General features: G+C 72.7%; 15 protein-coding genes and 1 pseudogene. 4 read left to right on the top strand and 12 right to left on the bottom strand.

Annotated elements, in window-relative coordinates; all coding sequences use genetic code 11:
* Positions 1–123: 123 nt before the first annotated feature.
* The 3 genes from ASD48_RS31495 to ASD48_RS31505 all read right to left on the bottom strand — a co-directional run bounded on the left by ASD48_RS31495 (position 124) and on the right by ASD48_RS31505 (position 3,716).
* Positions 124–1,677, bottom strand: a complete 1,554-nt coding sequence (locus ASD48_RS31495) for an acyl-CoA synthetase (protein ID WP_057605212.1) — start codon at positions 1,675–1,677, stop codon at positions 124–126.
* Positions 1,674–2,783 (bottom strand): nitronate monooxygenase family protein, encoded by a 1,110-nt coding sequence (locus ASD48_RS31500; protein WP_057605213.1) that lies wholly within the window; start codon positions 2,781–2,783, stop codon positions 1,674–1,676. The genes ASD48_RS31495 and ASD48_RS31500 overlap by 4 nt, the downstream gene beginning before the upstream one ends.
* A gap of 81 nt (positions 2,784–2,864) precedes the next feature.
* A complete protein-coding gene (locus ASD48_RS31505; protein WP_057605214.1) occupies positions 2,865–3,716 on the bottom strand; it encodes a helix-turn-helix transcriptional regulator in 852 nt (283 codons plus the stop codon).
* A gap of 54 nt (positions 3,717–3,770) precedes the next feature.
* Between ASD48_RS31505 and ASD48_RS31510 the strand changes: the two genes are divergently transcribed.
* Positions 3,771–4,649, top strand: a complete 879-nt coding sequence (locus tag ASD48_RS31510) for an SDR family oxidoreductase (RefSeq protein WP_079074094.1) — start codon at positions 3,771–3,773, stop codon at positions 4,647–4,649.
* 12 nt (positions 4,650–4,661) lie between these two features.
* Here the strand turns inward: ASD48_RS31510 and ASD48_RS31515 are convergent, their stop codons facing one another.
* From ASD48_RS31515 to ASD48_RS31535, 5 genes are all read right to left on the bottom strand, one after another.
* Positions 4,662–6,260, bottom strand: a complete 1,599-nt coding sequence (locus ASD48_RS31515) for an NAD(P)/FAD-dependent oxidoreductase (RefSeq protein WP_057605215.1) — start codon at positions 6,258–6,260, stop codon at positions 4,662–4,664.
* 180 nt (positions 6,261–6,440) lie between these two features.
* Entirely contained in the window at positions 6,441–8,663 is a 2,223-nt protein-coding gene (locus ASD48_RS31520) for a tetratricopeptide repeat protein (protein WP_057605216.1), read from the bottom strand.
* A 58-nt stretch (positions 8,664–8,721) separates the two neighbouring features.
* Complete coding sequence (locus ASD48_RS31525; RefSeq protein WP_057605217.1) at positions 8,722–9,567, bottom strand: oxygenase MpaB family protein; 846 nt, start codon at positions 9,565–9,567, stop codon at positions 8,722–8,724.
* A gap of 10 nt (positions 9,568–9,577) precedes the next feature.
* On the bottom strand, positions 9,578–10,756 hold the full coding sequence (locus tag ASD48_RS31530; protein WP_057605218.1) for an acyl-CoA dehydrogenase family protein: 1,179 nt from the start codon (positions 10,754–10,756) through the stop codon (positions 9,578–9,580).
* A gap of 116 nt (positions 10,757–10,872) precedes the next feature.
* A complete protein-coding gene (locus tag ASD48_RS31535; RefSeq protein WP_057605219.1) occupies positions 10,873–11,265 on the bottom strand; it encodes a hypothetical protein in 393 nt (130 codons plus the stop codon).
* A gap of 167 nt (positions 11,266–11,432) precedes the next feature.
* Between ASD48_RS31535 and ASD48_RS31540 the strand changes: the two genes are divergently transcribed.
* Entirely contained in the window at positions 11,433–11,798 is a 366-nt protein-coding gene (locus ASD48_RS31540; RefSeq protein ID WP_057605220.1) for a DUF6479 family protein, read from the top strand.
* Here ASD48_RS31540 and ASD48_RS31545 read toward each other — a convergent pair.
* Positions 11,683–14,289 carry an excinuclease ABC subunit UvrA gene (locus ASD48_RS31545; protein ID WP_242432794.1) on the bottom strand — a complete coding sequence of 869 codons (2,607 nt, stop codon included), beginning with the start codon at positions 14,287–14,289 and terminating at the stop codon, positions 11,683–11,685. The genes ASD48_RS31540 and ASD48_RS31545 overlap by 116 nt on opposite strands.
* 318 nt (positions 14,290–14,607) lie before the next feature.
* Here ASD48_RS31545 and ASD48_RS43830 point away from each other — a divergent pair, with 318 nt between their 5' ends.
* Entirely contained in the window at positions 14,608–16,530 is a 1,923-nt protein-coding gene (locus ASD48_RS43830; RefSeq protein ID WP_242432795.1) for a PAS domain S-box protein, read from the top strand.
* Here the strand turns inward: ASD48_RS43830 and ASD48_RS31560 are convergent.
* The 3 genes and pseudogenes from ASD48_RS31560 to ASD48_RS31570 all read right to left on the bottom strand — a co-directional run bounded on the left by ASD48_RS31560 (position 16,514) and on the right by ASD48_RS31570 (position 21,039).
* The gene (locus tag ASD48_RS31560; RefSeq protein WP_057605221.1) at positions 16,514–17,491 is read right to left on the bottom strand and encodes an alpha-L-glutamate ligase; all 978 of its coding nucleotides are present in this window, start codon (positions 17,489–17,491) and stop codon (positions 16,514–16,516) included. The two genes, ASD48_RS43830 and ASD48_RS31560, sit on opposite strands and share 17 nt — an antisense overlap.
* Before the next feature lie 359 nt (positions 17,492–17,850).
* Positions 17,851–20,263 (bottom strand): annotated as a pseudogene (locus ASD48_RS31565) (phosphoketolase family protein).
* Between the two features lie 323 nt (positions 20,264–20,586).
* Complete coding sequence (locus ASD48_RS31570; RefSeq protein ID WP_057605558.1) at positions 20,587–21,039, bottom strand: RpiB/LacA/LacB family sugar-phosphate isomerase; 453 nt, start codon at positions 21,037–21,039, stop codon at positions 20,587–20,589.
* A gap of 360 nt (positions 21,040–21,399) precedes the next feature.
* Here ASD48_RS31570 and ASD48_RS31575 point away from each other — a divergent pair, with 360 nt between their 5' ends.
* Positions 21,400–24,336, top strand: coding sequence for a glycosyl hydrolase 115 family protein (locus ASD48_RS31575; RefSeq protein WP_199876084.1), 2,937 nt, complete (start codon positions 21,400–21,402; stop codon positions 24,334–24,336).
* Positions 24,337–24,368: the final 32 nt, after the last annotated feature.

Here is a 24,368-nt window from a genome sequence, read left to right on the forward strand (position 1 = left end):
CTCATGATCCTCGGGCGGCGGCCGGGGCGGGTCAAGTCGCCGGCCGCGCGGGATGCCTGCCGGTCCCACGGGCCGGCGCCCCTCCCGGGCGGAGGGGCGCCCCAGGTGTCTCCCGGGGCCCGCTCAGACGGGCCGGGTCCGTCCCTCCCAGTACGGCTCCCGCAGCCGCCGCTTGTAGAGCTTGCCGTTCGGGTCGCGGGGCATCTCGGTGATGAAGTCGATGCTCCTGGGGCGCTTGTAGCCGGCCAGCCGTTCGGCGCAGTGGCCGAGGAGGGCGGCGGCGAGGTCGGGTCCGGGGTTGTGGCCGGGGGCCGGTTCGACCACGGCCTTCACCTGCTCGCCCCAGTCGTCGTGCGGGATGCCGAAGGCTGCGGCGTCGGCGACGGCGGGGTGGGCGAGCAGCGCGGACTCGATCTCGGCGGGGTAGATGTTGACGCCGCCCGAGATGATCAGGTCGATCTTGCGGTCGCGGAGGAAGAGGTAGCCCTCCTCGTCGAGCACGCCGAGGTCACCGACGGTGAAGAAGTCGCCGATGCGGTTCTTCCGCGTCTTGTCGGCGTCCTTGTGGTAGGCGAAGCCGCCGGTCGCCATCTTCATGTAGACCGTGCCGAGTTCGCCGGGCGGCAGGCGCTCGCCGTCGTCGTCGAAGACCGCCAGTTCGCTGATGGGCCAGGCCCTGCCGACCGTGCCGGGCTTCTTCAGCCAGTCCTCGGCCGTGGCGAAGGCCCCGCCGCCCTCGCTGGCCGCGTAGTACTCCTCCACACAGGTGCCCCACCAGTCGATCATCGCCCGTTTCACATGGTCGGGGCAGGGCGCGGCGCCGTGGATGGCGTGCCGCATGGACGACACGTCGTAGCGCGCCCGGACGTCCGCCGGGAGGGCCAGCAGACGGTGGAACTGGGTCGGGACCATGTGGGTGTGGGTGCACCGGTGGGTGTCGATGAGCCGGAGCATCTCCTCGGGCGTCCACTTGTCCATCACGACCAGGGGGTGGCCGATGTGCAGGGACGCGGCCGCGAACTGGAGCACCGCCGTGTGGTAGAGCGGCGAGCAGACGAGATGGACGTTGTCGTCGAACGGCCGGACGCCGAAGATGCCGAGGAATCCGCCGAGGTAGGCCTCTTCGGGCAGCTTGCCGGGCAGTGGGCGCCGGATGCCGCGCGGGCGGCCGGTCGTGCCCGAGGTGTAGTTCATGACCCAGCCGAGGGTGCGGTCGGCGGGCGGCGACTCCGGTTGTCCGTCGAGGAGTTCGGTGTACGGCCGGAAGCCCTCGACCGCGCCGACGGCGTACCGGTGGGTGGCGGCGAGACCGGCCTCGTCGGCGGCCCGGCGCGCCTGGTCGGCGAACCGCTCGTGGGCGAGGAGGACCTTGGCGCCGGAGTCGGAGACGATCCAGGCGATCTCGGGGCCCACCAGGTGGTGGTTGACGGGGACGAGGTAGAAGCCGGCCTGGGTGGCGGCGAGATGGGCGGTGAAGAACTCGGCCGAGTTGGGCAGGACGACGGCGAAGGCGTCACCGCGTTCCAGACCGGCGGCGCGCAGTCCGTGCACGAGCCGGTTGGCGGCGGCGTGCAGGCGTCCGGCGCTCCACTTCTCTCCGTCCGGCGCGATCAGGACCGTGCGGTCGGGGTCCTCGGCCGCCTGGGCCCAGAAGCCCGCGGGGGGTGTGCTGGTCATGTGCCGCTCCTTCCGGCGATGCGGTTGACGCGGTCCACGGCCCGTTCGAAGCCGCGGGTGAGGTCGTCGAAGACGGCCTGGACGCTGCGGACGTCGTTCATCCGGCCGACGATCTGGCCGACGGGCGTGCCGAGCAGGGGGTCGACCTCGTACTTCTGGATGCGCGAGACGGCCTCGGCGACGAGCAGTCCCTGGAGGGGCATGGGAAGGGTGCCGGGCCCGTCGGCGGCGTCCCAGGCGTCGGTCCATTCGGTACGCAGCTGGCGGGCGGGTTTCCCGGTGAGGGCGCGGGAGCGGACCGTGTCGCCGGAACCGGCCGCGAGGAGTTTGCGGGTGAGGGCGGACGAGTGCAGATCGGCCTCGGCGGTGGTCAGCCAGACCGATCCGAGCCAGACCCCCTGGGCGCCCAGCGCGAGGGCGGCGGCGATCTGCTGTCCGCTGCCGATGCCGCCGGCGGCGAGGACCGGCAGCGGGTCGACGGCCTCGACGACCTCGGGGGTGAGCACCATGGAGGCGATCTCGCCGGTGTGGCCGCCCGCCTCGTAGCCCTGGGCGACGACGATGTCGATGCCGCCCTCCCGGTGTTTGCGGGCGTGCCGGGCGCTGCCGGCGAGGGCGGCGACGAGCACGCCCTGGTCGTGGGCGCGGGCGACGATGTCGGCGGGCGGGGAGCCGAGGGCGTTGGCCAGCAGCCGGATCGGGTAGTCGAAGGCGACGTCGAGCTGGCCGCGGGCGACCTGCTCCATCCAGCCGGTGATCCGCCATCCGGACGCCTCGCCCTCGGCCAGCTCGGGCACCCCGTACTTGGCGAGGGTGTCCTGCACGAACTGCCGGTGCGCCGCGGGGATCATCGCCTCGACGTCCGCCTCCGTGACGCCCTCGACCTTCTTCGCGGGCATGACGACGTCGAGGCCGTACGGCTTGCCGTCTACATGGGCCTCGATCCAGTCGAGGTCGCGTCTGAGGTCGTCGGGCGCGGTGTAGCGGACCGCGCCGAGCACGCCGAAGCCGCCGGCGCGGCTGATGGCCGCGGCCACGGCGGGGAACGGCGTGAAGCCGAAGACGGCGTGCTCGACTCCCAGTTGCTTGCTCAGCTCCGTCTGCATGGGCGCAGGATGCCGCAGCCGGTGCGACGACGGAAGCCTCTTTCTGATACTCCGTCAGATTTGCTGTCCTCGGCCGGGTGCTCAGCCGGGTACGTCCATCCGCTGGGTGCCCACGACCGAGAGCAGCCGCAGCGCCTCCTCGGACGGCGAGCCCGGGGCGGCCGTGTAGATGACCACCCGCTGGTCGCGGTCGGCGATGTCCAGGACATCGCAGTTCACGGTGACGAGACCGACGAGGGGATGGTCGAAGGTCTTGCACAGGGTGGGCCGCGCGGTCACCTCGTGGGCGGCCCACAGCTCGGCGAACTCCTGGCTGCCGGAGAGGAGTTCGTCGATCAACGCGGTGAGTTCGGGGTCGCCCGGGTAGCGGCCGGCGGCGCCGCGCAGGTGCTGGGCCGCGGTCCGGGCGAACTCGTCCGCGTCGGACACGCTGAACAGCCTCGTACCGCCGCGCCAGGGCTCCAGGAAAGCCCGCCGGACGAGGTTGCGCTCCCGCCGCGGTACGGCGGAGAAGTCCTCCAGGAGCGCGGCCGCGAGATCGTTCCAGGCGATGACCTCGTAGGTCGCCGACAGGACGATCGCCGCGGCCTGCGGCAGCCGGTGCAGCAGGTCGACGATGCTCTGCCGCACCTCGCGCGAGGGGCCGGGCGGAGGTCCCGGAGGTGTGCCCGCGAGGTGGTGGAGGTGGTCGCGCTCGGCGTCCGACAGCCGCAGGGCGCGGGCGATCTGGGCGAGCACCTCGCGGGACGGGTGCGGGGCGCGGGCCTGTTCCAGCCGGGTGTAGTACTCGGTCGAGATGAACGCCAGCTGGGCCACCTCCTCGCGGCGCAGCCCGGGGGTGCGCCGCCGCGACCCGGCGGGCAGCCCCGCGTCGGCGGGGGTGACGCGCTCGCGTCGGCCGCGCAGGAAGTCGGCCAGTTCTCGTCGGTCCACGTCCCCAGTGTGCGCGGACCGCCGTGCGCCCAGCCAGGTACCGGCTGTGCCTGGATGGGCGGCGCGGCCGGACGCAGGCTCGTCGGCATGACCCACAACACCCACGACACCCACAACACCCACGACACCCGCGACACCCACGACACGAAGACCGGCACCGCCTTCCTCCCCTCCTCGGGCCTGCTCGCCAACAAGGTCGCCTTCGTCAGCGGCGCCGGTCGCGGCATCGGCGCCGCCGCGGCCCGGCTGTTCGCCCGGGAAGGCGCCAGGGTGTTCCTCGCGGCCCGCACGGAGACCCAGCTCAAGGCCGTGACGGAGGAGATCCGGGCGACCGGCGGCACCGCGGAGTACATGCGCTGCGACGTGGCCGAACCGGCGAGCGTCCATGCCGCCGTCGACCGGACCGTGGAGCTGTACGGCAGGCTCGACGTCGCCTTCAACAACGCGGCGACCATCCAGCAGCCCGGCCCCCTGGACCAGCTCGCGGAGGCCGACTTCGACCATGTCCTCACCGTCAACCTCAAGGGCCCCTGGCTCGCGATGAAGGCGCAGATCGCCGCGATCCGCGCCACCTCGGGGACCGGCGCCATCGTGAACACCTCCAGCGTCGGCAGCCTGATGGCCAACCCCGCTCTGCCCGTGTACGGCGCGGCGAAGCGGGCGCTGAACAGCCTCACCGCGTCGGCCGCCGCCACCTACGGCCCCGAGGGCATCCGCGTCAACGCCATCGCGCCCGGTACGACGCTGACGGAGATGATCGACGCCTGGGAGGCGGACACTCCCGGTATCGTCGCCCGGCTCAACGCGCTGACCCCGCTGGGCCGCGCCGCCGATCCGGACGAGATCGCCCAGGCCGCGGCCTGGCTGCTGAGCGACCGGGCGTCCTACGTCACCGGCACGGTCCTGCGGGTCGACGGGGGCATGCGGGCCTGATCCCGGGACCGCTCAGCCGGCGGCCGGCTCCTCCAGCACCGCCATCGCCGCGTTGTGTCCCGGCACCCCGCTGACCCCTCCCCCGCGCACCGCGCCCGCGCCGCACAGCAGCACGTTGGAGTGCCGGGTCGCCACGCCCCAGCGGCCCGCGCCCTCCTGGGCGTACGGCCAGGCCAGGTCGCGGTGGAAGATGTTGCCGCCGGGCAGCCCGAGGTCGCGTTCCAGGTCCAACGGGGTCCGCGCCTCGATACAGGGGCGGCCGTCGGCGTCGGTGGCCAGACAGTCGGCGAGGGGTTCCGCGAGGTGGGCGTCGAGCTGGGCGAGGGTCGTCCCCAGGAGCTCCTCGCGCACGGCGTCGTTGTCCCGCTCGAAGAGCCGGGCGGGTGTGTGCAGACCGAACAGGGTGAGCGTCTGGTAGCCCCGCGCCACGAGGTCCGGCCCGAGGATGGTGGGGTCGGTCAGGGAGTGGCAGTAGATCTCCGAGGGCGGGGCGGCGGGCAGTTCACCGGCGGCCGCCTGGGCGTGCGCGGTGGCGAGCTGCTCGTAGCCCTCGGCGATGTGGAAGGTGCCGGCGAACGCCTCACGCGGGTCGACGGAGCCGTCCCGCAGCCGGGGCAGACGCTTCAGCAGCATGTTCACCTTGAGCTGGGCGCCCTCGGCGGGGGTGGGCGGTGCGTCCCCGGTGAGGGCGGCGAGCGCCTGCGGGGAGGCGTTCACCAGGACGTGCCGGGCGGTGGCGACGCCCTCGCCGTCGGCGGTGCGGTAGGTGACCTCCGCCGTACGGCCGTCCGTGTCGACGCGTACGGCCTCGTGCCCGGTGGCCAGGACGGCGCCCGCCTTCCGGGCGGCGGTGGCGAGGGCGTCGGTCAGGGCGCCCATCCCGCCCACGGGCACCTCCCAGGCGCCGGTGCCGCCGCCGATCACGTGGTAGAGGAAGCAGCGGTTCTGCTTCAGGGAGGGGTCGTGGGCGTCGGCGAAGGTCCCGATGAGGGCGTCGGTCAGGACCACACCCCGCACCAGGTCGTCCGTGAAGCGCTCCTCGACGGCGACGCCGACGGGCTCCTCGAACAGGGCGCGCCAGGCCTCCTCGTCGTCGACGCGGCGGCGCAGTTCGTCCCGGGTGGGCAGCGGTTCGGTGAGGGTGGGGAAGACCCGCTGGGCAAGGCGTCCGGTCATCCCGTAGAAGCGCTCCCAGGCGGCGTACTCGCGCTCGCCGCCGGTCAGCCGGGCGAACGCCTCCCGGGTGCGTTCCGCGCCGCCGCCGACGAGCAGTCCGGTGGGCCGGCCGCCGCGCTCCACGGGGGTGTACGAGGAGATGGTGCGGCCCTGGACGCGGAAGTCCAGCCCCAGGTCCCGCACGATCTTCCGCGGCAGCAGACTGACCAGGTAGGAGTAGCGGGACAGCCGGGCGTCCACGCCGGTGAACGGGCGGGTGGAGACGGCGGCGCCGCCGGTGTGGCCGAGCCGTTCCAGCACCAGCACGGACCGGCCGGCCCGGGCCAGATAGGCGGCGGCGACCAGGCCGTTGTGGCCGCCGCCGACGATCACGGCGTCGTAGGCGCGGTGTCCCCGGTGATCCTGGTGTCCCGCGCGTCCCTCGTGTTCAGGCATGGTTCTTCGTAACACGAGCCGATCAGGCCCGGCCAGAGGTGGTCACGGCCGGCGCGGCCGGACCGCCGGGACCGTGGCCGCCGGACGCGCTCCCGGAGCCGGTGGTGGGGTACCCGCGGGCGTCGCCCGCCCGGATCCGCGCGGGACGGCTGTGCGCCGGGCCGGGCTGGGCCCGAGCGGCTACGCCCCGCCCGCCGCGCGCTGCTGCTGCAGCACCGCCACCCTCCGGTACAGCTCGACCGCCTCCTGGCCCCGGCCGAGCCGTTCCAGGCAGTGGGCCTCGTCGTTGCGGGCGGCGAGGGTGTCCGGGTGGTCGGCGCCCAGCAGGTGCTCGCGGGCCGCGGCCACCCGCCGGTACTCGGTCAGGGCGTCCCTCCAGCGGCCCAGCCAGCCCAGGCCGACGGCGACCTCACGGCGGCTGACCAGCGTGTCGGGGTGGTCCGCGCCGAGCACCCGTTCCCGGATGGCGCAGACGTCCCGGGACTCGGCGAGAGCCTCCTCCCAGCGGCCCAGCCGGCCGAGGTTGACGCCGAGACCGTGGCGGGCCCGCAGGGTCTCGGGGTGCGCCGGTCCGTGGATGCGGGTGCGGTCGTCCACGAGGTCGCGGTAGAGCCGGAGCGCCTCCGCGCTGCGGCCCAGGCGGCCCAGGCTGATGCCGGTCTCGTAGCGTGCGGCGAGGGTGTCGGGGTGGTCGGGGCCGAGGGCCTGCGCGCGGGCCGCGGCGACCTCGCGATAGGTCTGGAGGGCTTCCGGCCAGCGGCCCAGCTGACCGAGGGCGTAGGCGACCTCGTAGCGGGTGACCAGGGTGTCCGGGTGGGCGGGGCCCAGGACGCGGGCGCGGGCGACGGCCACCTCGCCCGCCATCCGGTAGGACTCCTCCAGCCGGCCGAGCCTGCTGAGGTTGAAGGCGAGGTTGTGACGGCAGCGCAGGGTGTCCGGGTGGTCGGGGCCCGCCGTGCGCACCCGGGCGGCGAGGACCGAGGCGTACACCTGGTGGGCGTCGAAGTGACGGCCCAGCCTGCCGAGTACGTAGGCCATCTCCTGCCGGGTGGCGAGCGTGTCGGCGTGCTCGGCGCCGAGCACCCGGGTACGGGCGGCGGCCACGTGCTGGTACTCGCGCAGCGCGTCGGCGGCGCGGCCGGTGCGGCTCAGGGTGAAGGCGACCTCGTAGCGGCTGGCGAGCGTCTCGGGGTGGTCCGCGCCGAGCAGGTGCGCGCGTTCGGCGGCGACGGCTCGGTGCACCTCCCCGGCCTCCGCCCAGCGGCCGAGCCGCCCCAGGCTGAGCCCCGCGCTGTGCCGGCCGGCGAGCGCCTGCGGGGACGGCGTGTCCGGGGCCTGCGGGGCGGGGACCGCGCCGAGCGCCGGCCGGGGTATCCACTCGCCGGTCAGGGCCGCCCCCGCGTCCGGCGGCGTGACCCGCAGTACGGCGCCGGTGGCCTTGTGACCGGTCGTCATGCCCTGGGTCCAGGACGGCAGCCGCGGCTCCCGGCCGGCGGGTCCGGACGGCCGCAGCTCGGGCCGGGGTGTCACCAGGGTCGGTATGTACGCCGGTGCGGTGCGGCCCGCGGCGATGCGCCGGACGATCTCACGGGCGTCCTGGGGGCGCTGGTCGGGCCGTTTCGCCAGCAGGTCCAGGATGATCCGGTCGAGGTGGTCGGGCAGGTCGGGGCGGAGTTCGCGCGGTGGCCGGGGCGGGGTGTCGCGGTGGCCGACGAGGATCGCCCAGGGGTCGTCCAGGTCGAACGGCGGGGCCCCGGTGGCGATCTCGTACAGCACACAGCCCAGCGAGTAGAGGTCGCTGCGCCGGTCGACCTCCTCGCCGCCGATCTGCTCCGGAGACATGTAGTGGGGGGTGCCCATGGCGATGCCGGTGCCGGTGAGACGGGAGGTGAAGCCGATGTCGTGGCCGAGGCGGGCGATGCCGAAGTCGCAGATCTTCACCGTGCCGTCGGCGAGCCGCACGATGTTCGCGGGCTTCAGATCGCGGTGCACCACGCCCTGCCGGTGCGTGTAGGCGAGGGCCGCGGCGACCTGGTCGGCGACCTCCACGACGTCGGCGACGGGCAGCGGCCTGCGCTCGTTGTCGTCCAGCAGCTGGCACAGGTTGCTGCCGTCGAGCAGCTCCATGACCAGGAAGAGGACACCGTCGCTGTCGCCGAAGTCGTGGACGACCGTCACCCCGCGGTGCTGGAGCGCGGCCGCGACGCGGCCCTCACGCCGGAACCGTTCCCGCAGGACGCGCCCGGAAGCCGGGTCGTGGTGCGGGGCGATCGGTTTGAGGCACTTGACGGCCACCTGCCGGCCGAGGGATTCGTCGCGGGCCCGCCACACCTCGCCCATGCCACCGCGCCCGATCCGGTCCAGCAGCCGGTACCGGCCCTGGATCACCCTGCTCTCCGCCATCGTGCGCCGCCGCCCCCGTTGCTTTCCGGCCCTCCCCTGGCCGGTCCAGTATGACGGCCTATCGCCCGACTTTGAACGGGGCCGGGCGAGCTTCGGGGCCGAGCCTCGCCATGGCCCGCAGGACGTGTTTGGGCGGGAGTTGCCACCGCACACGTGCGGGGACGCAGCGCAGCAGGGTGCCCAGGGCACGCAGCTGTCCGGTGACGGTGGCGGGTTCCGGGGCCCGTCTGCCGTACAGCCGGTGGGCGTACGGCGGCAGGGAGGCGTACGCCAGGTGCGCCACGCGCCGCCACAGCAGGGCGCGCGCCGGGACGAGCAGGGGGTGGACCGGCGGCCGCAGCAGGAAGTCGTCCACCTCGTGCGCCTCCGCCCCGGCGGCGAGTTCGGGGCGCAGCTTCTCGAAGTACGCGTCCATGTCGGTGCGGTCGGCGGGCACCGCCTCGGGGTCGAGCCCCACCAGGCGGGCGCTGACGCGCTGTTCGGCGAGGTAGCGGTCGGCGGCGGCGTCGGAGAGGGGGTAGCCGGAGCGGCGCAGCACGTGCAGATAGGAGTCGATCTCGGCGCAGTGCACCCACAGCAGCAGCGCGGGTTCGTCGACGCCGTAGCGCTCCCCCGTGTCCGGATCGGTCGCGGACAGCAGGCGATGGATCTTCCGGACGCGGGCCCCGGCCTTCTCCGCGTCCTCGGTGGTGCCGTACGTCGTGGTCCCGACGAAGTCGGCGGTGCGCATCAGCCGGCCCCAGGCGTCCCGCCGGAAGTCGGAGTTCTGGATGACCCCGCGCACGGCACGCGGATGGAGTGCCTGGAGGTAGAGCGCGCGGACCCCGGCGACCCACATCATCGGGTCGTCGTGCAGCTGCCAGGTCACACTCGACGGGCCGAACAGCCCGGGGTCGGCCTTCATGGCCGGCAGGCTAACGCCGCACCCGCGGCATTCCCAGGCCGATCCACGAGATGATCTCCCGCTGGATCTCGTTGTTGCCGCCGCCGAAGGTGAAGATCACGGCGGACCGGTAGCCGCGTTCGAGCTCGCCGTGCAGCACGGCGCCCGCCGAGCCCTCCTGGAGCGCACCGGGGGCGGCGACGACCTCCATCAGCCAGGCGTAGGCGTCCCGGCGGGCCTCCGAGCCGTAGACCTTGACGGCGGAGGCGTCCTGCGGGGTGAGGGTGCCGTTCTGGAGGGCGCCGACCATCTGCCAGTTGAGCAGCTTCAGCGCGTCGAGCCTCACATGGGTCCGGGCGAGCAGGCGCCGCACCCAGGGCAGGTCGACCACCCGGCGGCCGTCGGCGAGCTTGGTCTCGGTCGCCCAGCGCTGTACGTCGTGCAGGGCGCGGATCGCCATCGTGCCGTGCGCGGCCAGGGTCACCCGCTCGTGGTTGAGCTGGTTGGTGATCAGCCGCCAGCCCTGGTTCTCGGCGCCGACGCGCCGTGAGACGGGGACGCGGACGTTCTCGTAGTAGCTGGCGGTGGTGTCGTGCGAGGCGAGGGTGCGGATCACCGTGCAGGAGTATCCGGGGTCGTCGGTCGGCACGAGGAGCATGGTGATGCCCTTGTGCGGCGGGGCCTCGGGGTCGGTGCGCACCGCGAGCCACACCCAGTCGGCGGTGTCGCCGTTGGTCGTCCAGATCTTCTGCCCGTCGACGACGTACGTGTCGCCGTCGCGCACCGCGCGCGTCCTGAGCGCGGCGAGGTCGGTGCCCGCGTCGGGTTCGCTGTAGCCGATCGCGAAGTCGATCTCACCGGCGAGGATCTTCGGCAGGAAGTACGCCTTCTGCTCGTCGGTGCCGTACCGCATGATCGTCGGTCCGACGGTGTTCAGCGCCATCAGCGGCAGCGGCACGCCGGCCTGGGCGGCCTCGTCGAAGAAGACGAACTGTTCGATCGGGGTGAGGCCGCGGCCGCCGTACTCCTCGGGCCAGCCGACGCCGAGCCAGCCGTCCGCGCCGAGCCGACGGATCGTCTTGCGGTAGAAGAGCTTCGCGGCGACCGGGTCGATGTGCCGGGCGTAGGCGTTGTGCGGCACCAACTCGGCGAAGTAGGCACGCAGTTCGGTGCGCAGCCGCAGTTGCTCGGGCGTGTGGTCGAGGTGCACGGCGCCTCCTGGCTCCCCAAGGCCGGTCCTGACGGCGCACACGGTAGAACGTGTTTCAGAAATTGGGAATGGCAGGGACCGGCTTCCTTCGGGTCCCGGTCGCCGGGCGCCGGACCTCAGGCCAGCGTCCCCATGAATTCCGTGCAGGCCTCGGCACAGGCCCGGCAGGCGGCGGCACCCTCCTCCGCCCCCGGGTGCTTGTCGAAGACGTGGGCGGTCTCCAGGCACACGGTCCGGCACCACTCCAGCTGGGCGCGGATGCCGGCCTCGTCCAGGCGGTTGTCCTCGGACAGCACGCGACAGGTCGCGTCGCACACCTCCGCGCACATGATGCCCTTGCGGCGCAGCAGCGCCTGATCGTCGGTCCCGTCCGGATCCACGAGGCTCGCGCGCAGCGCACTCTCCCGCGCACACTCGGTGCACGCCTGGGCGCAGGCGAAGCGGTCCTCCAGGAACCGGAAGAGCTCCTGTTGCGATGTCTGGTACGTCTGGGATGTCGTCGGAGTCACCCCTGACGGGTAGCCGGGTGCGGCGGCACGAAACCCGTGAACCGGGGCGGAGCGCGGCGCCGATCGCCGTGCGCGGGATGCCGCCGACGCGGGACCGCGGACCGGGAGCGGGCGGGTTCGTGCCTCGATGACGGATTCATGCCCCTTTTGTTGGGTATTCGCCTGATATGACTACCGCAAGCGTTCAGCTGGCCGCCGCGAGCGGCCTGGCCAGCCTCGTGCTGTTCGTGGTCGCGATGGCCCTTCTCGCCGTGCTGGGGGGCAGCTTCTGGCTCGGCACGCGGGTGAAGTCGCGCGAGCCGGCCCGGCCGCGCCCCGAGGAACAGCCGCACCTCCCGCCGGGCGGCGCGGTGCGCGAGATACGCGAGAACCGGGAACCCGACGAGGTGCCCCGGACGGAGAAGGGCGGCCGTCCCCTCACGCCGTACGAGCTGACCAACATGCAGACCCGGCCGAGCGGGGAGAAGACACGGCCGCGCTGGAGCCGCGGCAGCAGTGGCTCCTTCGGCGGGGGCGGTCTCGGATCCCACTGACCCGGAGCGCGACCCGGACCGGCGGGGTGAGCCGGAGGACGACCGGAGCCGGTCGGCGGCAGGCCACCCGGGACCACACGGGAGGAGTCGAGCGGGGCGGGCCGATCTCCCCGCCGCGCGCCCGAGCCTGCTCCGGCGAGAGAAAGCCGGGCGAGCCGACGATCACGCCGGCGGGGGTGCCCTCGAAGACGATCCGGCCGCCGTCGTGACCCGCGCCGGGACCGAGGTCGATGATCCAGTCGGCGTGCGCCATCACCGCCGGGTGGTGCTCGACGACGATGACCGACTTGCCGGCGTCCACGAGCCGGTCGAGCAGGCCGAGCAACTGCTCGACGTCGGCGAGGTGCAGGCCGGTGGTCGGCTCGTCGAGCACGTAGACACCGCCCTTCTCGCCCATGTGGGTGGCCAGCTTCAGCCGCTGCCGCTCGCCGCCGGACAGGGTGGTGAGCGGCTGGCCGAGGCTGAGGTAGCCGAGCCCGACGTCGGCGAGCCGGCCCAGGATGCGGTGCGCGGCGGGCGTGCTCGCCTCACCGGAGCCGAAGAACTCCTCGGCCTCGCTCACCGGCATCGCGAGCACCTCGCTGATGTCGCGGCCGCCGAGGTGGTACTCGAGGACCGCGGCCTGGTACCGCTTCCCCTCGCACTCCTCGCAGGTGGTGGCCACGCTCGCCATCATCGCCAGATCGGTGAACACGACGCCCGCGCCGTTGCAGGTGGGGCAGGCGCCCTCGGAGTTGGCGCTGAACAGCGCCGGCTTCACGCCGTTGACCTTCGCGAACGCCTTGCGGATCGGGTCGAGCAGGCCGGTGTACGTCGCCGGGTTGCTGCGTCGGGAACCGCGGATCGCGCCCTGGTCGACCGACACCACACCCTCGCCGGCCGGGATCGACCCGTGCACGAGTGAGCTCTTCCCGGAGCCCGCCACACCGGTGACCACACAGAGCACCCCGAGCGGGATGTCCACATCGACATCGCGCAGGTTGTGCGCCGTCGCGCCGCGGATCTCCAGCGTACCGGCGGGCTTGCGCACGCTCTCCTTGACGGCGGCCCGGTCGTCGAGATGGCGGCCGGTGATGGTGTCGCCGGACCGCAGTCCCTCGACGGTGCCCTCGAAACAGACGGTGCCGCCCGCCGTGCCGGCCCCGGGGCCGAGATCGACCACGTGGTCGGCGATCGCGATGGTCTGCGGCTTGTGCTCCACTACGAGCACCGTGTTGCCCTTGTCCCGCAGCCGCAGCAGCAGGTCGTTCATCCGGCTGATGTCGTGCGGGTGCAGGCCCGTGGTGGGCTCGTCGAAGACGTAGGTGACATCGGTGAGCGAGGAGCCGAGGTGCCGGATCATCTTGACGCGCTGCGCCTCGCCGCCGGACAGCGTGCCCGAGGGCCGGTCCAGCGAGAGGTAGCCGAGACCGATCTCCACGAACGACTCGAGGGTGTGCCGGAGCGCGGTGAGCAGCGGCGCCACCGACGGCTCGTCGAGGCCGCGCACCCATGCCGCCAGGTCGCTGATCTGCATCGCGCAGGCGTCGGCGATGCTGACCTTGTCGATCTTCGAGGACCGGGCGCCCTCGCTGAGCCGGGTGCCGTCGCACTCGGGACAGACGGTGAACGTCATCGCCCGCTCCACGAACGCCCGGATGTGCGGCTGGAGCGCGTCGATGTCCTTGGCGAGCATCGACTTCTGGATCTTCGGGATCAGCCCCTCGTAGGTCAGGTTGATGCCGTCGACCTTGATCTTCGTCGGCTCCTTGTACAGGAGGTCGTGCAGTTCCCTCTTGGTGAACCTGCGGATCGGCTTGTCCGGGTCGAAGAATCCGCAGCCGCCGAAGATACGGCCGTACCAGCCGTCCATGCTGTAGCCCGGGATGGTGAGCGCGCCCTCGTTGAGCGACTTGCTGTCGTCGTAGAGCTGGGTGAGGTCGATGTCGGAGACCGTGCCCCGGCCCTCGCAGCGAACACACATGCCGCCGGTACGGGAGTAGGTCGCCTTCACCGTCTTCTTGGTGCCGCGCTCGACGGTGATCCCGCCGCTCGCCCGGACCGAGGCGGTGTTGAAGGAGTACGCGGTGGGCGGCCCGATGTGCGGCCGCCCGAGCCTGCTGAACAGGATGCGCAGCATCGCGTTGGCGTCGGTCGCGGTGCCGACGGTGGAGCGGGGGTCGGACCCCATCCGCTGCTGGTCGACGATGATCGCGGTCGTCAGCCCTTCGAGCACGTCGACCTCGGGGCGGGCCAGCGTCGGCATGAAGCCCTGGACGAACGCGCTGTAGGTCTCGTTGATCAGCCGCTGCGACTCCGCGGCGATCGTGTCGAACACCAGGGAGCTCTTGCCCGAGCCGGAGACTCCGGTGAACACCGTCAGCCGGCGCTTCGGGATCTCGATACTGACGTCCTTGAGATTGTTCTCGCTGGCGCCGTGCACGCGGATCAGACCGTGGCTGTCGGCGACGTGCCCCGCGGGCGGCGCGTCCGTCTTCCTGGCCATGCTCATCGTCTCTCCATCTACTGCATCCACTGCTCGCGACCGCCTTCGCGGGCTCGGGCGCGGCCTGGCTCGATCTGACCGACGCCACGCTAGCCGGGACCCGATGACCGGCGCTTCTCGAATACTGATCGGTTTGGTCGCGTTCAGGTTCGGACAGGTGGCGGACAGTAAGCGACAATGCGCAGCGCGGGCGGGCCGGACGCGGTGAGATGGCCTGATTCGTCGTGCGGGATGAGGTGGAAGATGGCCGATGTGATGCGGGCTGAACCAGCGCGGCGCGCGGACACGGGGGCGGGCGCGGGAGCGGGCGCCGCGAAACGGAGCGTGAAACAGAAGGCCCCGCAGAAACGGTGCGCCTGCGGTGCGCCCGCGTCGGAGGGCGCGGTCGGCGGGGCCGAGGAGAGGTTCCGGGGGCTGCTGGAGGCGGCACCGGACGCCATGGTCATCGTCGACGACTCCGGCATCATCAGGCTCGTCAACGCCCAGACCGAGGCCCTGTTCGGGCACGGCCGGGAGGAACTGCTCGGCCAGCCGGTCGAACTGCTCATCCCGCACCGGTTCCACGGCCAGCACACCGCGCACCGCAGCGGGTACACCGCCAACCGCCAGGTGCGTCCGATGGGCGCCGGGCTCGAACTGCACGGGCTGCGCAAGGACGGCACGGAGTTCCCCGTCGAGATCAGCCTGAGTCCGCTCGAGACTGCGGACGGGCTCCTGGTGTCGGCGGCCGTACGCGACGTCAGCGACCGCAAGGCGGCCGAGGCGCGCATCAACGAGCTCGCCGCGCTCGTGGAGTCCTCGCAGGACGCGATCCTCGCCCACACCCTCGACGGGTACATCACCTACTGGAACGCGGCCGCACAGCGTCTGTACGGCTACACGGCCGAGAAGGCCATCGGCCGGCACGTCTCGCTGCTGGCCCCGCCGGAGCTGCGGGGCGAGATCCGCGAGCTGCTCCAGCGGCTGCGGCACGCCGAGAAGGTCGAGCACTACGAGACGCTGCGGATGACCAGCACCGGGGCGCTGCGCGACGTGGACGTCACGCTGTGGCCGACCCGGGACACCCACGGCGCCGTGATCGGGGCGTGCGCGATCGTGCGGGACATCAGCGACCGCAAGCGCGCCGAGGCCGAGCTCAAGGCCCTGTACGAACAGCAGCGGCACATCGCCCTGACGCTCCAGCGCAGTCTGATGGGCACGCCGCCCGCCCTGCCCGGGCTGGCGACCGCGAGCCGCTACCGGCCCGCCACCCAGGGCGCCGGCGTGGGGGGCGACTGGTTCGACCTGATCCCGCTGGGCGCCGACCGGGTGGGGGTGCTGATAGGCGATGTGATGGGCCGCGGGCTGGAAGCGGCCGCCGTGATGGGCCAGTTGCGCTCGGCCGCGCACGCCCTGGCCAAGACCGGTATGCAGCCCCGGCAGCTGATGCAGGCGCTGGACACCTGCGTCGCCGACCTCGACGTGCCCGACCAGCTCGTCACCTGCTGCTATCTGGTGATCGCCCCGGACGCGGGCACGGTCACGGTGTGTTCGGCGGGACATCTGCCGGTGCTGGTCGCCGGGCTGGACGAGGGCGTCCACGCCCTGCCCTGCCCGGTCAACGCTCCGCTCGGGGTGGGCGACATCCTGTACGAGCAGTCCAGTTCGGAGATAGCACCCGGATCCTCGCTGGTGCTCTACACGGACGGCCTGATCGAGACGCCGGGCAGCGACATCGAGGTACGGATCGGCGAACTGACCCTGCTCCTCAACAAGTTGTTCGTCGGAACGCCGTGTCTGGAGGCTGCGGCGGACCAGGTCCTCGCCGTTCTGCTGCCGGACGCCGACGGCCACAACGACGACGTGACCCTGCTGATCGCGCAGCTGCCCGCCGCGCCGCTGGCCGCCGTCACCACCCAGTTCCCGGCCGTCCCGGCCTCCGTGCCGGAAGGTCGGGCCTTTCTCCACAAGGCGCTGACCTCGTGGAACTGTACGGAACGGGCCGACGACGCGCTCCTGCTGCTGTCGGAGACGCTGACGAACGCCGTGCAGCACTCCGAGGGCCCGATCGGCCTGCATCTGCACCGCACCGCCTCCGGCCTCACGGTCGAGGTCAGCGACCCCAGCCCGCAGCTCCCCCAGCCGCGGGTGGCGGTCGAGGGGGCGGAGTCGGGCCGCGGCCTGATCCTGGTCCGTGCCCTCGCCCACGGCTGGGGGGTGCGGCCGACGGACGAGGGCAAGACGACCTGGTTCACGCTGAGGCTGTGAGTCCCCGGGTCGGACCGCCGCAGGCGAGCGCGAGGGCGTCCAGGTGCGCCTGGACGTACGGCACGGCCACCGCCTTGAGTTCCAGCTCGCCGTCGACGAACGCGGGCTGGACGTTGACCTCGAAGACGACCCCGCCGTTCTCCACGGCCAGGTCGACCCCGGCGAAGGGGAGCCCGACCGAGGCGGTGGCCGCGACGGCGAGTTCGGCGAGCCGGGGCTGGAGGTCCTGCGGGGCGATGTGGACGGCGGTGGCGCCCTGGCAGGTGTTGCACGGGGTGTCCGTCTCCGGCTGGAGGTGCTCGCGGGCGTGCACGACACGGTCGCCCAGGACGAAGACACGGAACTGGTGGCGCCGGCCGTCGGCGGTGAAGTTGCCCGCGTCCCGGGAGAGCAGCCAGTCGGTGCCGCGCTCGGCGTAGTAGGCGGCGGCCAGCTCCAGTTGTGCGGGGGTGGTGACATGGAAGGTGTCGTTGCCGCCGGTGCCGACGACCGGCCGGGCCCAGGTGTCGCGGCCGAGCCGGTCGAACGCGTCGGCCGCCTCCCGCGGGGAGGGCCGCGACAGTACGGCGGTCTCCATCTGGGCGACACCGTCCCGGACGAAGCGTTCGACGGTGAGGTTCTTCTCGGTCGCGGTCCGCCAGGCGTCGGGTCCGGCGGCCAGGGTCACCACGCCGTGGCTCTCCAGGAGCTCCTGGAAGCCGGCGAGGGCCTGCCGGTGGTGCGGCGGGATCTCGTAGAGCAGGACGACATCGGGTACGAAGTCCAGCCGCTCCTCGGGAACCCGGAGCCGTAACCGGCCTCCGTCACGGACGCCGCGGCCGGTTCCGCCGGTCGCGAAGTGCCGGGAGTCGACCCGGACGGGCGGGGCGCCGGTGAGCAGTTCCACGGCGTCGGCGAGATACTCACGGCAGCCCTCGGGCGAGGTGGGGTCGGCGATCAGGGCGATGCACGGTCGGGACACAGCGGCCTCCAGCGGCTTTGGACGCGCGCTCGTACCGCGGACGGGCCCTCGCACGGCACGAGCGGTGTCACGGATGGTGTCTGTCGCGCGGGTCGTCGTCGCACCCGTCGCCCTTCGGAGCCGCTCCGGTGCGCGGAGCCGCGGCCGGGGCCCGGACGCGTGCCGGGCGGGGACGAGGAGGACGGTCGACCACGGGGGGTGGGACTCGCCCCGCCGGATCCGCGCGCAGGGCTGGCCGACCACTGTAAGCACCGGGCGGGACGCCGTACCAGGGCGCACGACGGCCCGCCCGCTGCCCCTCCCCCTGCGCCGTCCGCCCCGGTCCGTGCGCCCTGGCCGGCCTGCGATGGCCCGCCGCCTCACCCGTCCCAGGTCCAGTCCGCCACCTCGGGAAGGTCGGTGCCGTGGACGCGGATCCAGTCGTGGTGGCGCAGTCGCGCGTCCTCCATCCGCTGGCGTACGGCGGCGGCGCGCACGGCGAGTCCGGGGACGCGGTCGATGACGTCCATGACGAGCCGGTAGCGGTCCAGGTCGTTGCGCACGACCATGTCGAACGGCGTGGTCGTGGTACCGAACTCCTTGTAGCCGCGCACGTGCAGGTTCCGGTGGCCGGTGCGGCGGTAGGCGAGGCGGTGGATCAGCCACGGGTAGCCGTGGTAGGCGAAGATCACCGGTTTGTCGGTGGTGAACAGTCCGTCGTACTCGAAGTCGCCCATGCCGTGCGGGTGTTCCTCGCTCGGCAGCAATCGGGCGATGTCCACGACGTTGACGACCCGGACGGCGAGCTCCGGCAGTTCGCCGCGCAGCAGCTGGGCGGCGGCCAGCACCTCCTGGGTGGGGACGTCACCGGCGCAGGCGAGGACCACATCGGGTTCACCGGTGCCGTTCTCGGTGCCGGCCCAGTCCCAGACGCCGGCGCCGCGGGCGCAGTGGGCGCGGGCCTGGTCCATGCTCAGCCAGTCGAAGCAGGGCTGCTTCCCGGCCACGACGACGTTGACGTAGTCGCGGCTGCGCAGCACGTGGTCCGCCACCGACAGCAGGGTGTTGGCGTCCGGCGGCAGATAGACCCGGACGACCTCCGGGCTCTTGTTGAGGACGTGGTCGACGAAACCGGGGTCCTGGTGCGAGAAGCCGTTGTGGTCCTGGCGCCAGACGTGCGAGGTGAGCAGGTAGGTGAGGGAGGCGATGGGTGCCCGCCAGGGCAGCTTCCGGGTGACGCGCAGCCACTTGATGTGCTGGTTGACCATCGAGTCGACGATGTGCGCGAACGCCTCGTAGCAGGAGAACAGTCCGTGCCGGCCGGTCAGCAGATAGCCCTCAAGCCAGCCCTGGCAGGTGTGTTCGGAGAGGATCTCCATCACCGGTGTGTTCGGAGAGGATCTCCATCACCCGGCCGTGCCGGTCGAGGTGCTCGTCGACCTGCAGGGTCTGCGCCTGCCAGGCCTTGCCGCTGGCCGCGTAGACGGCCTGGAGCCGGTTGGACGCGGTCTCGTCCGGGCCGACGAGACGGAAGTCGCGGCGGTCGGCGGTGGCCCGCATGACCTCCTCCAGCAACCCGCCCAGTACCGCGGTGGGTTCGTGCCGGGTGCCGCCGGGCCTGTCGACCGGGACGGCGTGCGACTCCAGTTCGGGCAGGGGGAGTTCGCGCAGCAGCAGCCCGCCGTTGGCGTGCGGGGTGGCGCCGAGGCGGCGGGTGCCGTCGGGGATCCAGGCGAGGACGTCCAGTCGGGGGCCGCCGTGGTCGTCGAAGAGTTCCTCGGGCCGGTAGGAGCGCAGCCAGGCCTCCAGCTGGCGCAGGTGTTCGGGGTTGTCCCGGACGGCGGACAGCGGCACCTGGTGGGCGCGCCAGGTGCCCTCGACGGGCAGTCCGTCGACGTGGGCGGGGCCGGTCCAGCCCTTCGGGGTGCGCAGCACGATCACCGGCCAGCGGGGGCGCTCGCCGGAGCCGTCCTCGCGGGCGGCGCGCTGGAGGGCGGCGATGCGGTCCAGGGCGGTGTCCATGGCCTGCGCCATCGCGCGGTGGACGGCGTTCGGCTCGTCCCCGGTGACATGGATCGGATCGTGGCCGTAGCCGCGCAGCAGCGCGTCGAGCTCGGGTTCGGGGATCCGGGCCGGCACCGTGGGATTGGCGATCTTGTATCCGTTGAGGTGGAGGATCGGCAGGACCGCTCCGTCGTGGACGGGGTCGAGGAACTTGTTGGAGTGCCAGGAGGCGGCCAGCGGCCCGGTCTCGGACTCGCCGTCGCCGATCACGCAGGCCACGAGGAGGTCCGGGTTGTCGAAGGCGGCGCCGTAGGCGTGCGAGAGGGAGTAGCCGAGCTCTCCGCCCTCGTGGATCGAGCCGGGCGTCTCCGGGGCGACATGGCTGGGGATGCCGCCGGGGAAGGAGAACTGCCGGAACAGCCGGGCCATGCCGGCCGCGTCGCGGGTGACGTCCGGATACGTCTCGGTGTAGGTGCCCTCCAGCCAGGAGTTGGCGACGACCGCGGGACCGCCGTGGCCGGGTCCCCACACGCACAGGGCACGCAGCTCACGGGCACGGATGACGCGGTTGAGGTGGGTGTACACGAGGTTCAGCCCCGGTGAGGTGCCCCAGTGGCCCAGCAGCCTCGGCTTCACGTGCTCGGGCCGCAGCGGCTCGGTGAGCAGCGGGTTGGCCATCAGGTAGATCTGCCCGACGGAGAGGTAGTTCGCGGCGCGCCAGTGGGCGTGCAACGTCCTGAGCTCGTCGTCGGTGAGCCGGGCGGACGTCGCTTGCGGTTCGACGGGCATCTCGGGTTCCCTTCCGGATCGGGTCGCTCGGAGGTGCGTGCCGGTCCGCACCTCCCCACCCTCTCCGGCCGCCGGGTACCCGGCAGAGCCGAACGAGCCGTACGGAGGAGCGAAGCCGTCCGTACGAGGGGCGGCGGCCCCGGCGGTGTCGGATTCCGGCCCGGCCACGGTCTCCCCTGCGGGGGCACCAGCAGCAGCGTCGTGGGCATCACCCACGCGCACCCGGTACGCGGGTGACCCACCGCCCCGCGATCACACGCCGGAGGCGGCGGGCCCGGTCCGCCGGGCGTTAGGCGCCCCGGCACGGAGACGGCCCCGGGCCCCTAGCGTGCCCGGGCGGCGTCGAGGCCGTCGACATGGGCCACGTTCCGCCGGTCCTCTGCGTCCCCGCCGGACTCGGCGGCGAACCAGGCGTCGAGGATCTCCTTGAGCAGCGGCTCGGAGGTCAGGCGCAGGCTGAGGGCGAGGACGTTGGCGTCGTTCCAGCGGCGGGCGCCGTCGGCGGTGTAGGCGTCGGCGCACAGGGCGGCCCGGACGCCGGGCACCTTGTTCGCGGCGATCGACGCGCCGGTGCCGGTCCAGCAGCACACCATCGCCTGCTCCGAGGTCCCGTCGGCCACGTCCCGGGCCGCCGTCGCCGAGCACACCGCCCACTGCGGGTCGTCGCCGGGCCGCAGCGCGCCGTACGGCACCACGTCGTGCCCTCGGCCGCGCAGCTCCGCGACGAGGGCGCGGGCCACTGGTTCGTCCATGTCCGAGGAGACGGAGATCCGCATGCCGGAGAGCCTACTGAGGAACCGGCGCGGCGGCACGGCCGCGTCTTCCCGACCGCACGGAGGGGGGCGGCTTCCCGCCATCCGAGGGGTTCGCCGCCAGGCCGTGCAGGGCCGTGCCGCCACCGGTGCCGTTCTGACCGGCGGCATCGGCGGCATCGGCGGCGCCAGCGGCAACGGCGGCAGCGGCCTGCACGGATATGGACGCCGCCCCCGACGTCTGCCTAAGGTGCGAGGAAAGCGCTTTCTAGCATGGTCATGCCACTGCCGTAGCCGTCACTGCCCGGACCAGGAGCGTCGATGCCGACCACCGCACCGCAGGACCCCTCACAGCCGTGGACCCGAAAGGCCTTCCTGCGGGGCATGTCGGCCGTCGGGCTGGCCCCGCTGCTGCCCGCGGTGCTCCCGGTGGCCGCGCACGCCGCGTCGGCGGGCGCCCGTCCCGGATTCGACCTGGCGCGGGACGGCGTCGCGGTCGACGTGTTCGTGGACGCGGCCGACGACCCCGCCGTGATCCGCGCGGCCGGCGACCTCCGGGCCGACGTGGAGCGGGTCTGCGGGGTGAGGCCCGGGTTACGCCACACCCTGCCGGAACGGGCCACCGCGCTGGTCCTGGTGGGCACCCTCGGTGCGAGTCCGGTCATCGACCGGCTCGCGGCGCGGGGACGGCTCGACGTCCGGCGGGTGACGGGGCGCTGGGAGGCCTCGGTGACCCAGGTGGTGGAGCATCCGGCACCCGGCGTGGACCGCGCGCTGGTGATCGCCGGCAGCGACCGGCGCGGCACGGTCTACGGGATCTACGACACCTCGGAACGCGTCGGCGTCTCACCCTGGCACTGGTGGGCCGACGTACCCGTGGAGCAGCGGGACACGGTGTCCGTGCCCGCGGGCCCCTTCGAACGGCGCGAACCGTCGGTCCGCTACCGGGGTGTCTTCATCAACGACGAGCAGAACCTGACCACTTGGTCGCAGCGCACCCAGGAGCCGGACAAGAACATCGGCCCGAAGACGTACCAGCGCCTGTTCGAACTGCTGCTGCGGCTGAAGGCCAACTACCTGTGGCCGGCCATGCACCCGTACTCCGACTTCTTCAACAAGTACCGGGAGAACCCCGGACTCGCCGACCGGTACGGCATCGTCGTCGGCTCCAGCCACCCGGAGGCCCTGCTGCGCAACGGCGTCCACGAGTGGGCGCCGTGGGCCGAGGAGCACCGTGGCGCCGACGGCGGACTGCCGGTGTACGACTACACGGTGAACCCCGCTGTCATCTCCGGCTACTGGAGAGCCCGGGCCCGGGAGAACGCGGCGTACGAGAGCAGCTGGACCATCGGCATGCGCGGCCTGCACGACACCGCGCTGGAGACGAAGTACGCCACCACGATCGCGGAGAAGGTCGTGGTGATGAACGACATCATCGCCGACCAGCGCCGGATCCTGGCCGAGGAGGTCGGCGCGGCCGCCCAGCCGCAGATCTTCATCCCGTACAAGGAGGTCCTGGACCTGTACAACGCGGGCGTTCGGGTCCCGGACGACGTCACGCTGATCTGGCCGGACGACAACCACGGCAATATGCGTCAGCTGCCGGACGACGCGGAACGCGCCCGGTCCGGCGGCAACGGGATCTACTACCACCTCTCCTACTGGGGCCGTCCGCGCAGCTATCTGTGGCTCGACACCACGCAGCTCACCAAGGTCTGGCAGGAGCTGCGACGGGTGTACGAGCACGGCGTGGACCGGATGTGGATCTTCAACGTCGGTGACCTCAAGTCGATCGAGACCGGACTGTCCTTCTCCCTGGACATGGCCTGGGACGTGGAGCGGTGGCACGCCGACGACGTCGGAGGAGGATTCCTCGCGGAGTGGTACGGACGCCAGTTCGGGCTCCGGCACGCCCAGGAGATCGCCTCGATCCGCAGCGAGTACTACCGGCTCGCGGCGGAGCGGCGACCGGAGTTCATCGACCGGAACATGTTCTCCGTCGTTCACCACGGGGACGAGGCGGGACGTCGCCTGGCCGCGTACGACCGTCTGCTCGAACGGGTGGCGACGCTGGAGGCCGAGCTTCCCGAGGCCTACCGGGACGCCTACTTCGAGCTCGTCCGGTATCCCGTGCACGGCGCGTACTTGATGAACCTCAAGTACTACTGGGCGGACCGCAACGCCCTCGCCGTGCGTCAGGGCCGCGGCGCCGGGACCAACGTCTTCGCGGACCTCGCCGAAGCGGCGCACCGCCAGGAGGCGGCGCTCACCCAGCGGTACAACACGGAGGTCGCGGGCGGGAAATGGGACGGCTGCATCAACCCCTACCCCTCGCAGATCCCGAAGGCGCCGGGCCGCCCGGCCGTCACCAGGGTCACCCGGCAGGAGACCTCGGGTCTGGGGGTGGCCTCCGAGGGGAACGAGACCGGCACGCAACGGCCACTGGCCTTCTCCGCCGCCACCCGGGACCGGCGCTTCGTCGATGTCTTCAACACCGGCTTCCTCGCGGTCGACTGGGCCGCGAAGGCCGACCGCCCCTGGGTCCGCCTGAGTGCGGCGGGCGGCACGCTCACCGAACAGACCCGGGTGTGGGTCGGGATCGACTGGGCGCGAGCCCCCGAGGGCACGCACGACGTCACGGTCGCCTTCACGAGCGGCGCGCTGCGTTTCGAGGTTCCCCTGAAGGTCGTCAACGACGGGGGGCGAGCGCGTCGACGTGCCCGCGGGTTCGTCGAGGCCAACGGCTGCGTCTCGATCGACGCGGTGCACACCGAGCGCCGGGTGGCGCGCGGCCGGGCCCGCTGGCGGACCGTGCGCGGCCTCGGACGCCGTACCGGCGCCGTGGAGGCGGTGCCGTCCACGGCGGCCCCGATCACCGCCGACTTCGCCACCCGTGCACCGGAGTTGAGGTACCGGGTGTGGTTCGACAGCACCGGTACCTTCCCCGTGACCGTCTTCCGGCTGCCCTCGCTCGACGAGCGCGGCGCGCGGCGGCTGGCCGTCGCCCTCGACGACCGGCCGCCCACCCTCCTGTCGGGGCAGGCCGTCGCCACCGGCAACCGCGGCGACGCCTGGGCGCGCAACGTGGAGGAGGGCGTCGAGAAGCTGACCACGACCGTCACCGTCACCAGACCCGGCGAACACGTCCTCCGGGTGTTCATGGGCGACCCGGGGATCGCCGTGGACCAGATCGTCGTCGACACCGGCGGACTGCCGGCCGCCGCCTATCTCGCACCCCCGGAGAGCTTCCACCCGGTGTTCAACCCCGAGCCGGACGCCGGGCCGGACGCGGGCCCGGGCCTGGACGCGCCGAGCCGGTAGCCGAACCGGTGGAACCGACCCGCACGGGCTCG

Source organism: Streptomyces sp. Root1310 (assembly GCF_001426425.1).
Taxonomy (GTDB): Bacteria; Actinomycetota; Actinomycetes; order Streptomycetales; family Streptomycetaceae; genus Streptomyces.